Source organism: Amycolatopsis jiangsuensis, from assembly GCF_014204865.1.
In the GTDB taxonomy this organism is placed as follows: domain Bacteria; phylum Actinomycetota; class Actinomycetes; order Mycobacteriales; family Pseudonocardiaceae; genus Amycolatopsis; species Amycolatopsis jiangsuensis.
Genome location: NZ_JACHMG010000001.1, coordinates 5,978,339 through 5,990,151, shown reverse-complemented (window position 1 = coordinate 5,990,151; position 11,813 = coordinate 5,978,339). Strand labels below are relative to the sequence as shown.

Genomic DNA, 11,813 nt, shown 5'->3' with positions numbered 1-11,813 from the left:
GGGTAGGCTGCACCCCGTGGATGAACCGACCGATGCCCCGGACGTTACGGGCTCGTTGCGGCACACGCCGGAGCTGCCCAAGCGGCTGACCGACCTGACGCCGGTGGTGATCGTAGGTACCACGCTCTGGCTCGTCGCGCTGGTGGTGCTGTTCTTCTTCACCCACGGGGTCTGGGTGCAGACCGCGCTCGCCGGGGTCGTGCTCGGCCTGATCGGCTTCGGCATCATCTTCTGGCAGCGCGCGGCCGCCCGCCGCGGTTCGAGGTCCGCCCAGCGCCTCTAGCCACTCACGAGGTCAGTTCAGCAGCGTGCGAGGTGCCGGGTCCTCCAGCAGCGCGGTGATCCGGTAGCGCTCGGCCCACTGGTCGCTCGCCCAGGCGAACGCCCTCGCCAGGCCCTCTGAGGTGTCGGCGGCGTGCAGCCGGTCCTCCGACCACCACGCAGCGTCGTGCGCCCGGCCGTCGACGGTCACGCTCAGCGAGTCGTGCAGCAGCACCCCGCCGGACGGCAGAGCCAGCCCGAGCTGGTCTGCGACGAGCACGAGGGCGGGCAGATCCGCCCAGGCCGCGTATTCGCCGGCGCTGGTCACCTCGGCGGGCAGGCCACTCGCCGTGGGCAGGTCGAGCAGTTCGGCAAGCCGTTGCGGATCTTCCGGCGCGACCACCATCCGGCCGGGCGCCAGTACCGCGGCGAACCACGGAGCGTCGAGCACCACGGCGTCCCCGGTCACCGTGCCGTCCGCCGTCCGGACGCGGGCCGGCGCGTCGAGGTCGGCCACTTCGACCGGCGCGGACACCAGGGCGGCGTGCGCGCGGGCGACCAGACCGGGCGCCGGAGTACGCGCCGGATCGCCGAGCCGGTCGAGCAGGTCGCTGACGTCCTCGGCAGTGGTGAGGTCCAGTGCGGTCCGCACGCCGGCGACCTGCAGCAGATCGGTGCTGAGACCGAGATCCGGGACCACGTCGTACAAGCCGGCGAGCCCGGTGGCCGACGGCATCCGCCATGCGCCCGGCGGTTCCCCGGCCAGCAGAGCGTACTGGCCGAGCCACCAGGCGGCGTGCCCGTCCGGCGTGTGCAGCGCCTGCCAGGTCTCCGGACGTGCGGCCAGCAGCCGCAAAGCGGCGGGCCAGGCGTCGTCCGCGACGAGGTCGAGATCCCGTACCGCGACGACGGTCGCCGGCTCGTATGCCTCCCACCACAGGTCCTCGTCCGGCAGGTCGTGGTCGGGCTCGTGTGGTTCCTCGTCGCGGACCACGGCGAACGAATCGAGCACTCCCGTGGCCACGAGCGTCGCGGCCGGCCAGTCCTCGGCGAATTCCTCGTCGAGCACCGCGAGCGCACCATCGGGTTCGAAGACCTCGGGGTCGAAAATCTCCAGCAGCGGCGAAGTGGGCAGCACGAGTTCGGCGGCCCGGCGCCATCCGTCCACTGTGGGCAGCGCGAGCGCACTCGCCCAGCCGGGCGCCTGGTCACCACAGTCGGCGACAAGCCGGAGGACCGCACCGGCGAGCACCATTCCGTCCGAACCAGACCGAACGTCCTGCACACTGCGTTCCACGGCGTACTGCAGCTGCTCTGATTCCAGCAGCTGCCGCGCGTCAGCGTCCTTGGCGCCCAAGCGTTCCAGTAACGGATGCGCTGCCGCGGGATGAACAAGCCGCAGCCCCGGAACATCCACATCGGACAGAAGCTCGAGCAGTTCCCCGCTGCCTTCGAGAAGCAGCGCGCCCCGGGCGCCGGGCAGGGTACGACCGTCGGACATCGGCACCGGCAGCCCTTCGAGCTGCGCCGGAGCGAGCGCGTGACCCTCGACGGCTTCGGCCAGCATCGCGTAGAGCCGACGCCACCAGTCCGGCTCCCGGTCCAGCCCGGTCAGCAGTTCCAGGACGTCGTCGATTCCCCACTGTTGCACGGAAACCGGCTTCAACAGCGGCGCTGCCGACGGTGGAGTGACCACCAGCCCCGGCACCACGTCGGCGAGCAACCCGGCCAACCCCGGCAGATCGACGTCGAGCACCCGCGCCTTCCGGCCGGACACCAGATCACCGTCCACAGTGGATAACCACGGCTCCGAGGTCAGTACGCCGAAGAGTAGATCGCGGAGCTGGGAATCCACAGTGGATTTGGGGAATCCGGCCTTCGGCACGAGCGCGAATCGGTATTCAGGTGGCAGCGCCCGCAGCAAACCGGCGTACTCCGCGGCCGCGGTGTGCAACGCGTTCGTGAGCTCGTCACCGGGCTGGACTCGTCGCCGCGACGGCTCCAGCGGCACTGCCGCGATCAACCGGGCCGGGAGGGACAGTCCTTCGTCGGTGGGAGTCGGCGCGTGCAGCACGTCCTCCTCGAGTGGACGGGGCGCTCCTTCCTCGTCCACCGGGACCGCCCACGAACCGTGCATCAGCCAGCGGTCAACGCCACGCGGGCCACGGATCTCCACGACCGCGTCGCCCGTTCTGGTCCACACGCGACCGTCCACATCGGCCTCGCCGAGCCAGGGCAGGGCGAGCAGCAGGTCCCCGACCTCGGCGGCGAGCTCGTCGAGCAGTGGCCGTCCCGGCTCCCGCAGCGGCAGCCGGACTTCGGTGTCGTATCCGGCAGGTGGTTCCCCGGCAACCGGGAACGGCAGCCGCAGCACCGGAACCTCGCCCGGACGGCCGGATTCCTCCCGGGTGCGCCGGGCCGAAAAGCCGACCGCCCCGGTCGTGGACACCACGCGCGGTTCGTCGGTGACGGTGAGCACGGCGGCGAACCCGATTCCGAACCGTCCGACCGCGGCAAGCCGCTCCTTGCCGGACGCCCGCAACGAAGCCAGCGATTCGACCCCGCGCGCGTCCAGCGGCGCACCGGTGTTCGCGAACCGCAGCTCACCGTCCACAACGGACGCCCGGATTCGCCCGGGCACCCCCGCCGCCTGCGCCGCGTCGGCCGCGTTCTGCGCGAGCTCGACGAACAGCCGGTCCCGATAGGCGCCGACCCGCAGGTCCCGCTCGGAGTTGGCGTCCTCGGTGAACCGCGTCGGCGAATCCCGCCAAGCCGCCAGCACCGCAGAACGCAACCGCCCCGTCCCGAACGGATCCGGCGCCCCGGCGCCCAGCCCGACCTCACTCACCGGAGGGCGTCGCCCCCGGCAGCACCTTCACCCGCGGGGTTTTCGCCCGCGGGGTTTTCGCCCGCGGGGTTTTCGCCCGCGGGGTTTTCGCCCGCAGGTGCTTCGCCCGCAGGGTCTTCACGGCGAACTTCGGCACTGGCTGTGTCACCGGCTTCGCCATCGACACCCGCGGACGCCTTCGTCTCGGCTTCCGGCGCGTCGACAGTCTCCGGCTGAGCAGACACACCGGTGTCGGCCACCACGCCGGCCTCCGACGAGACAGGCGCACCGGGCTCCGCCTCGACCTCCAACGGCGCAGACACACCGATACCCGGCGCCTCGCCAACCTTCGGCTCGGCCTCCGCAGACGAGGCAGACGCACCGGCCCCCGCCTCGCCAGCCGCTGGCACCTCACCAGCCTCCGGCTGGGCAGCCGCCTCCGCTTCCGCGGGCTTTTCGGCGCTCGTTCCCGAGCCCGGTTCCGCGGTCGTCTCGCTCGCCTGCTCCGTCGGTTCTTCCGCCGTGCCGCCGGGCTTCGGCTCCTCGGCGCCGGCTTCCGACGCCCTGCCGTTCTCGGGGGCCGGCGCCGTGTCCGGGCTGAACTCGATCAGCGAGTCGTCGTACACGAGCTCGGCCACCGGGACCGAGGAGGTGACCTCGACCTGCACCTCCGAATGCGCGCCGCAGCCGTACTGGACGTCCACGACGTGGCCGTCGGCCGGGGCGATGTCGTTCGCGCAGGCACCGAACCCGGCGCGCAGCGAACCCGCGAGCGGAACGAAGAACCCGCAGGTACCGCAGGTCGCCGGGGCGCTGCGGGCCATGTCCGAGCGCGGGCCGAACTCGCCGCCGTGCCAGCGGGCCGCCGCGTCCAGCCGGCCGTGGCGCGAGAGCACGTGCACCCGGCCGAGACCGGCCTCCAGCGCCGCCTCCTCGACCGCCGGATCGTCCGACTGGAGGTACGCGGGCACGATCCGCGGGTCGTCCTTGTCCGTGGGGAAGAGGTCGCCCACCCCCAGGTCGCCCGCGCGCACCCGCTGGTCCCACGGCACCCACGTGGGCGCCACCAGCGCCTCCGGACCGGGACGAAGCGACAGCTCACTCACCGTGACCGGCTCGTCCGGTCCGGCCACCGCGACGGTGACCGACCAGCGCCAGCCTCGATACCCGGGCACCGAGGCCTCGAACAGGTGACTCAGCGAAACGGCGTCCTCCCGCTCCACCCCGACGTGGTCGCCGACCTGGTCGGGCGGAGCGTCCGCCAGCACGGCGGCCCGCGCGACGTCGTCGGCGTCGGCGAGCTTCCGGTGGAGAGAGCCGTCGTCCAGGGTCAACAGCAGCGTCATACCGTCAATTGTGCCGCACGCATCCGCGACGCCCGTGCCAGGCTGTTCCTCGTGCGAACCAGGAACGTCCTGCCCCTGCTGGCCATCGCTGTGCTCGGCGGCTGTGCCGGTACCCAAGCCACGCCCGCCCCGGCCGAACAGCTCGCCGTGCAGGTGCTCGCGACGCTGCCGCACGACACCTCGGCGTTCACCGAGGGCCTCGAATTCTCCGGCAGCACGCTGTACGAAAGCCGCGGGCTCACCGGTCAGTCCGCGCTGACGGCGGGGCCGGCCGGCGAGCGACCTGCCAACGAGGTGGCCCTGCCGCCACCGCTGTTCGCCGAGGGCGTCACCGTGCTCGGGCCGAAGCTGTGGCAGCTCACCTGGCAGGACGGCGTCGCCATCGAACGCGATTCGAGCACGCTCGCCGAGCTGCGCCGCGTGCCGTACGAGGGCGAGGGCTGGGGCCTGTGCCACCAGCCCAGCGGACGGCTGGTGATGAGCAACGGGTCATCGGAGCTGACTTTCCGTGACCCGCAAACGTTTGCTGCCACCGGTTCCGTCGACGTCGGCGAGGATCAGCTCAACGAGCTGGAATGCGTTGGTGACACGGTGTACGCGAACGTCTGGAAAACCGGCACCATCCTCCGCATCGACGCCAGGACCGGGCGGATCACCGGCCGGATCGACGCGAGCGGCCTGCGTACACCGGTCCGTCCCGGCGAGGACGTGCTGAACGGCATCGCCGCGGTACCCGGTACGGACGAGTTCCTGCTCACCGGGAAACTGTGGCCGTCGACGTTCCGCGTGAAGTTCGTCGGGGAAAATCGGCGAACCGGCACGTGAGCGGGCGGAACGACCCCCGGATGAGGCAGGATTGAACCGTGGCACTCTTCGGCTCGCGCTCCGGCTCCGGCAGCCCCCTCGGTGGGCGGCCGGGCAAAGGCCGTGGCCGCAAGAGCAAGCGCCGCTGGACCCCGGAGCCCAACGCCACCCAGGCCCGCTCCTGGCGAGAAGCGCCGCGGCCGACCAGGGTGGACCAGGCCGTCGACCCGCGCACGCGGCAGGTGCCGCCGGACTATGACCCACCGCTCCCGCCCGACCACCCGCAGCCCGGGTATGAACCGCCACCTGCCCAGTCCGGCTACGACCAGCCACGCGCTCAGCCCGTCCGCGACCAGCAGCGGTTCCAGCCGGAAGGCCAGCGGGCCCGGCCGGAAGGCGAGCAGCCCCGCGCGGGTCGCGACGCCTTTGCGCCCGAGCCGCCCCGCGCACGTCCCGACGGCTCCGCAGCCGAGCCGCCCCGCGCACGTCCCGAGACCTACGCAGCCGAACCACCGCGCGCACGCCCCGAAGACTTGTCGCGCCCTCGTCCCGACGCCTTTGCGGCCGAACCACCCCGCGCGCGTCCGGAGCGCATCCCCCCGGATCCGCCGCGGGCCCGGCCCGGAAGCTCCGCCGCGGAGCCGCACGTCGGTGCCGGTAACCGCGCTCCGCATGATCCGCGGGGCCGGACCGAGCACCTGCGTCCGGAGACGCGCAGTCCGTTCTACGACGATCGCCCGCCTCGGGCCACCGCCGACGAGGCGCCCACCGGCGAAGTTCCGGTGGGTCGCCGGCCACCGCCCTCGCGCGGGGCGCGGCCGTATCCTCCTCGCGACCACCGCACCGAGCCGGTCCGCCCGCGGCCGGACGACGATCGGCCCGGCAGCGGCGAGTACGAGCACTACGACACCGGTGGTTACGCCGGTGAGCCGCGGGTCGGGCAGGATGCGGAGGAAGCGTCGCGCACCACGGCGGTCCCGGGCGCCGGATCGGTGCCGAAGCTGCCGAAGAAGCTCACCGTCACGCGGGTGGCCGCGTTGCGCGGCCGTCAGCTGAGCGGGCAGGCCATCGGCGTGTTCCAGCGGGCCACCAAGGCCGACGGCGCGGACAAATCCGGGCTCACCTCCCTGATGTACGCGGTGATGCTGAACTACGCCAGCGACGCGGCCATGGCGATCGCGCTGGCGAACACCCTGTTCTTCGCCGCCACCAGCGGCGAAAGCAAGGGCAAGGTGGCGCTGTACCTGCTGATCACGATTGCTCCGTTCGCGCTCGTCGCGCCGGTGATCGGCCCCGCGCTGGACCGCATCCAGCGCGGGCGGCGGCTCGCCATGTGCGTTGCCTCGGTCGGCCAGGGCCTGATGGCCGTGGTGATGGCCCTGCACTTCGACGACTGGCTGCTCTACCCCGCCGCGCTCGGCATGATGGTGCTGTCGAAGTCGTTCACTGTGCTGAAAGCGGCTGTCACGCCACGCGTCGTTCCGCCGGAGATCACGCTGTCCAAGACCAATGCGCGGGTGACCGTCTTCGGTCTGATGGCCGGCGGCGTGTTCGGTGCGCTGGCCAGTGGGGTCAACAGTTTCTCCGGTTCGGCGGGGGCGCTCTGGTTCACCGCCGCGATCTGCGTGGCCGCCGCGGTGCAGTCGATGCGGATCCCGTCCTGGGTCGAGGTGACCGAGGGCGAGGTGCCCACGTCGCTGTCCGCGCATCCGGAGCCGAAGCAGCGCAAGCAGCGCCAGCCGATGGGTCGCCACATCGTGGTCGCCTTGTGGGGCAACGGTTCGGTGCGCGTGCTCACCGGTTTCCTGATGATGTTCGCGGCCTTCGCGGTCAAGGCGCAGACCGAAGGCAGCGGGCACAGCCCGTTCATGCAGCTGCTCCTGCTCGGGGTGATCGGTGCCGCGGCCGGGGCCGGCGGGTTCATCGGCAACGCGCTGGGCTCCCGGCTGCAGTTCGGCTCACCGGATCAGGTCGTGGTGGGCTGCGTGGCGGCCGCCACGCTCAGCACGCTCGTCGCGACGCTGCTGCCGGGGCTCGCCACGGCGGCGGTCGTCGGCCTCGTCGGCTCGACGGCCAGCGCGCTCGCGAAGGTCAGCCTCGACGCGGTGATCCAGGGGGACCTGCCGGAGCAGTCCCGGGCGTCGGCGTTCGGCCGTTCGGAAACGGTGCTGCAGCTGGCCTGGTGCTTCGGCGGGGCGGTCGGGCTGCTGCTGCCGCCCACGTACTGGATCGGCTTCCTGGTGGTCACGCTGCTGCTGGCGGTCGGGCTCACGCAGACCTACCTGGTGCGCCGCGGTGGTTCGCTGCTGCCCGGACTCGGCGGCAACCGCCCGCTGCGGCCCGAGCCCACCGGCAGCTTCCCCGTGCAGGGCCGCCGGTAATCTTCCGGGCATGCGACGTTCCCGTGTGGTGGCCGTGCTCGCGGCCGGTGGTTTCGCGGTGGCCGGCTGCTCCGCGCCCGGACCGGCCGAGGTGACGTTCTACGGCGACGGGCACACGATCCGCGTCGGCCCGATCGGCAACTGCGATGTGCGGACCGGCGTCTGCGGGGCCAATCCGGGTGCGGCGGGCACGCTCACGGTGCGCCCGGGCCGTTCGGTGCAGATCTCGGTGCCCAAGGAGGTCGCCGAGACGCCGTGGAAGGTCACCGTGCAGTACGTGGACGGCGAAGGCAGGCCGCAGCCGCTCAAGGAGGAGATCATCACCTCCGGCGACCGCTACGCCTACACCGCGGCACCGCCGTCGAAGGATGACCGGATCGTGGTGGTGGAGATCGCCCAGGCCTCGGTGATCAGCCGCACCGGCGACCCGAACGACGCCGAGGCGATCACCACCGCGCTGTGGTCACTGCAGGTGCGGCCGGACTGAGCCGGCACCGATCACGGGTCGAGGTCGCGGGCGACCGCACGCATGATCTCGGCGATCTGCTTGGTGTGCTTGCGGTCCGGGTAGCGGTTGCGGCGCAGGTCGGGCTGCACCTTCAGCTCGAGCAGCTTGATCATGTCCTCGATGAGGCCGTGCAGCTCCTCGGCCGGACGGCGGCGCGCCTCGGCCACCGACGGCGGCGGATCGAGCAACCGGACGGAAAGCGCCTGCGGCCCGCGGCGGCCGTCGGCCACCCCGAACTCGAGCCGCTGGCCGGCCTTGAGCCCCTCGACCCCCTGCGGCAGCGCACCCTTGGGGATGTAGACGTCCGCGCCACCGTCCTGCGTGACGAACCCGAACCCCTTCCCCGCGTCGTACCACTTGACCCTGCCGGTCGGCACTTCCCTCACCAGTCCTTCTGCTGTGCTGCTCACGACGAACGCGCCCCGGGCGTACCCGAGGCGCGCGTTCGGTCAAGCTTATCTCGCCACAGCCACTGGGGAGAAGCGGATACGGCGGTTACCCTCGCCCCATGGACAACGCAGCGAAACAGACCGGCAAGCCGTTCCTGATGCGGATCGGCATCGGCCTGTTCGGCGTCGGCATGGTCGCGGTGCTGGCGGTGTTCGTGATGTTCGCCGCAGGTCTGGAGAACCTGCCGGTGTGGCTGAGCGCGGCTGCCGGGCTCATCACGCCACTCGGCCTGCTGCTCGGCCTGATCGCCCTGGTCCGCGAGGCCCGCTCGGCCAAAACCGGCTGACCTCCGCCTCGCCGGGACCCGCCGCCGCGACCACGGCCTTCGCCTGCCGCTGCGGCCACGGCCGTCGACCCAGCCCGGCGCGACCACGCCGTCGACCGCCGCTGCGGCAACGGCCTTCGCCCGCCGCCGCGGTCACGGCCGTCGACCCAGCCCGGCTGACACCTCGGCCACGACCACTGATCCAGCCGGCCACGGCCACACAGCCAGCCCACACAGCCAGCACCGCCGCCGAACCAGCCCGCCACTTCCACACGGCCAACTCGGCGACGGCCACCTCCAGCCCTGCCGCCGAACCAGCCCGCCACTTCCAGTCCGACTACCAGCCCAGCCCGACGACAACCTGGGCCCCGGCCACTGACCCGGCGAGCCACGGCACCACGGCACCACGGCCACCTCCAGCCCCGCCACAAGCCCCGCCCGGCGAGGGTGCGGCCACCTGCCAGACCACTTCCGGAACGCAGCCCGGCGCGACTACACCCCGGTGCAACGCCTTCCCCGCAGCGAAACCACGACCGACTCACCGTCCGGCCGATCCCCCTGGGACCAGCCCGGACTACCGCCCGGTCACCACACCCAGCCGCTCAGGCGAACTCCCCCTCCTCAAGCTGCCTGTCCGGCGAACCGGGCGGCGAACCACTCCGGGAACTCCGTCAGCGAGTCGAACACCACGTCCGCACCCTCGGCCGACAGTTCCTCGCGCGTGCACGGTCCGGTGGCGACCGCCACCGCGGTCGCGCCGGCGGCGCGGGCTCCGCGGATGTCGCCCAGGTGGTCGCCGACGTAGACCTGTGCCTCGTGGTCCAGCAGGGCTTCCGCCTTGCGGGTGGACCACAGTTCGCCGATCACCTCGTCGACTTCGAAGCCCAGTGCGTCGACGTGCAGCTGCGCGTTGGGGCCGTACTTCCCGGTGACGACGATCGTGTGCCCGCCTGCCGCACGCACCGCGCGCAGCGCCTCGGCCGCGCCGGGCAGTGCGACCGTGACCGGCACGACCACGTCCGGGTACAGCGCACGGAACCGGTCGATCAGCCACGGAATCCGCTCCTCCGGCGCCTCGAAACCCCGCAGGGCGTCGTCCAGCGGTGGGCCCAGATTCGCGGCGAACCGCTCCCCGTCGAGCGGCAGGCCTGCCTCCACGCCGAGCGCGTTCATCGCCGCGGCCATCCCCGGTCGCGGATCGATCAGTGTCATGTCGAGGTCGAAGCCCACGGTCAGTCCCACACCCGCCACGGTAACCGGCCCCACCGACAATTCCGGAACCGCTGTACACAGCCGTCGGACAGGTAAAGGTTCTTGACACCGTCCTGAAGCGTGTCAAGCTGTTCGTGTGACGAGCTTCACCGAGCGCACCAAGGCTTCGCTGCGCGAAGCCCTCCTCGACGCGGCCGCGGAACTCCTGCCCGACCACGGCCACCGCGCGCTGCGGATGGCCGACGTCGCGGCCCGTGCCGGTGTCAGCAGGCAGACCGTCTACAACGAGTTCGGCAACAAAGCTGCACTCACCCAGGCGGTCGCGCTGCGCACCGCGGCAGAGTTCCTCGACGGCATCCGCTGCCGATTCGAGGCCGCCGGAAGCCTCACCGCGGGGATGCACAGCGCGGTCGTCTACACGATCGAACACGCCCGGGAAAACCGTCTCGTCGCCGCGGCACTCGGCACCGAGGCCGGCGAGGACCTGCTGCCGCTGCTCACCACGCGGGGCGAGCCGATCCTCGCCGCGGCCGCCGATCTGGCGGCCAGGCAGTACCTCGAACACGAACCGCGGCTGTCCGCCGAAGCCGCCGCGCTGCTCGCGGAAACCGCGGCGCGGCTGTCACTCAGCCACCTCGTGCTGCCCACACACTCCGCGACCGACGCGGCGGACGCCGTGGTCGCGGTGCTCACCCCCGCCATCGACCAGTTCGTCCACAATGGAGTGCAACGGAAGGGCCAGCCATGACCGAGACGCTTCCCGAACTGCGCAGCGGGTTCTCGTCGCTGCGCAGGGGCGGGCTCAACTGGGATTCGTTCCCGTTGCGCCTGTTCGTCAAGGGCAACAAGAAGTTCTGGAACCCGGCGGACCTCGACTTCAGCCGTGAGCGCGAAGGATGGGAAACGCTCACCGCGGAACAACAGCGTTCCACCATTTACCTGGTCGCGCAGTTCATCGCCGGCGAGGAGGCGGTCACCGAGGACATCCAGCCGTTCCTGCGGGCGATGTCGGCCACCGGGCGCTTCGGCGACGAGATGTACCTCACCCAGTTCTGCTTCGAGGAGGCCAAACACGTCGAGGTGTTCCGGCGCTGGATGGACGCGGTCGGGCTGACCGACGACCTGCACCCCTACGTCGCGGAGAACCCGCACTACCGCAAGCTCTTCTACGAGGAGCTGCCGCGGTCGCTCCGTGCGCTGGAAGACGATCCCAGCCCGCTCAACCAGATCCGCGCGAGCGTCACCTACAACCACGTGATCGAGGGCAGTCTCGCGCTCACCGGTTACTACTCGTGGCAGCTGATCTGCACGCAGAACCAGATCCTGCCCGGGATGCAGGAACTCGTGCGGCGCATCGGCGACGACGAACGGCGGCACATGGCCTGGGGCACCTTCACCTGCCGCCGGCACGTCGCCGCGGACGACGCGCTGTGGGACGCGGTGCAGGAGCGGATGGGTGAGCTGCTGCCGCACGCGTTGAACATGATCCAGTGGGTGCAGGACCAGTTCGAGGAAGTCCCGTTCGACAACGATCCGGAGGAGCTCGTCCGGTACGCCGCCGATCGCGCCCAGCGCCGGCTCGGCGCCATCGAATCGGCGCGCGGAACACCGGTCGAGCAGATCGATCTGGACTACTCGCCCGAACAGCTGGAGGACACCTTCGGCGAGGAGGACGAGAAGGCGCTGGCCGAGGCGGCCGCCGCCGCGAAAGCCTGACCACGCGGCGGCCGTCCACTCGGTACGTCCACTCCGGACGTCC

Annotated in this window: 11 protein-coding genes; 7 read left to right on the top strand and 4 right to left on the bottom strand. The window is 71.6% G+C overall.

Features of this window, described 5'->3' with window-relative positions; all coding sequences use genetic code 11:
* Positions 1-55 precede the first annotated feature (55 nt).
* Complete coding sequence (locus tag BJY18_RS27175; protein WP_184784868.1) at positions 56-283, top strand: DUF2530 domain-containing protein; 228 nt, start codon at positions 56-58, stop codon at positions 281-283.
* Between the two features lie 12 nt (positions 284-295).
* On the opposite strand, the gene BJY18_RS27170 is transcribed toward BJY18_RS27175, so the two are convergent.
* Positions 296-3,109: a sacsin N-terminal ATP-binding-like domain-containing protein gene (locus BJY18_RS27170; protein WP_184782768.1), complete on the bottom strand. Its 2,814-nt coding sequence runs from the start codon at positions 3,107-3,109 to the stop codon at positions 296-298.
* Positions 3,106-4,434, bottom strand: a complete 1,329-nt coding sequence (locus tag BJY18_RS37830; protein ID WP_184782767.1) for a DUF3027 domain-containing protein — start codon at positions 4,432-4,434, stop codon at positions 3,106-3,108. The genes BJY18_RS27170 and BJY18_RS37830 overlap by 4 nt, the downstream gene beginning before the upstream one ends.
* A 51-nt stretch (positions 4,435-4,485) precedes the next feature.
* Between BJY18_RS37830 and BJY18_RS27160 the strand changes: the two genes are divergently transcribed.
* The 3 genes from BJY18_RS27160 (at position 4,486) to BJY18_RS27150 (ending at position 8,106) form a co-directional block, all read left to right on the top strand.
* Entirely contained in the window at positions 4,486-5,259 is a 774-nt protein-coding gene (locus BJY18_RS27160) for a glutaminyl-peptide cyclotransferase (protein ID WP_184782766.1), read from the top strand.
* A gap of 572 nt (positions 5,260-5,831) precedes the next feature.
* A complete protein-coding gene (locus BJY18_RS27155; protein ID WP_376774771.1) occupies positions 5,832-7,619 on the top strand; it encodes an MFS transporter in 1,788 nt (595 codons plus the stop codon).
* A 10-nt stretch (positions 7,620-7,629) separates the two neighbouring features.
* Positions 7,630-8,106: a DUF2771 family protein gene (locus BJY18_RS27150; protein WP_184782765.1), complete on the top strand. Its 477-nt coding sequence runs from the start codon at positions 7,630-7,632 to the stop codon at positions 8,104-8,106.
* Positions 8,107-8,117: 11 nt separating this feature from the next.
* On the opposite strand, the gene BJY18_RS27145 is transcribed toward BJY18_RS27150, so the two are convergent.
* Positions 8,118-8,504, bottom strand: a complete 387-nt coding sequence (locus tag BJY18_RS27145) for a cold-shock protein (protein ID WP_184784866.1) — start codon at positions 8,502-8,504, stop codon at positions 8,118-8,120.
* A gap of 131 nt (positions 8,505-8,635) precedes the next feature.
* Between BJY18_RS27145 and BJY18_RS27140 the strand changes: the two genes are divergently transcribed.
* Positions 8,636-8,863, top strand: coding sequence for a hypothetical protein (locus BJY18_RS27140; RefSeq protein WP_184782764.1), 228 nt, complete (start codon positions 8,636-8,638; stop codon positions 8,861-8,863).
* A gap of 600 nt (positions 8,864-9,463) precedes the next feature.
* Here BJY18_RS27140 and BJY18_RS27135 read toward each other — a convergent pair.
* Entirely contained in the window at positions 9,464-10,084 is a 621-nt protein-coding gene (locus tag BJY18_RS27135) for an HAD family hydrolase (RefSeq protein WP_184782763.1), read from the bottom strand.
* Positions 10,085-10,190: 106 nt separating this feature from the next.
* On the opposite strand from BJY18_RS27135, the gene BJY18_RS27130 reads away from it, so the two are divergent.
* Both BJY18_RS27130 and BJY18_RS27125 read left to right on the top strand, forming a co-directional pair.
* On the top strand, positions 10,191-10,802 hold the full coding sequence (locus BJY18_RS27130) for a TetR/AcrR family transcriptional regulator (protein ID WP_184782762.1): 612 nt from the start codon (positions 10,191-10,193) through the stop codon (positions 10,800-10,802).
* Positions 10,799-11,770, top strand: a complete 972-nt coding sequence (locus BJY18_RS27125) for a R2-like ligand-binding oxidase (protein WP_184782761.1) — start codon at positions 10,799-10,801, stop codon at positions 11,768-11,770. The genes BJY18_RS27130 and BJY18_RS27125 overlap by 4 nt, the downstream gene beginning before the upstream one ends.
* The last annotated feature ends 43 nt before the right edge of the window (positions 11,771-11,813 follow it).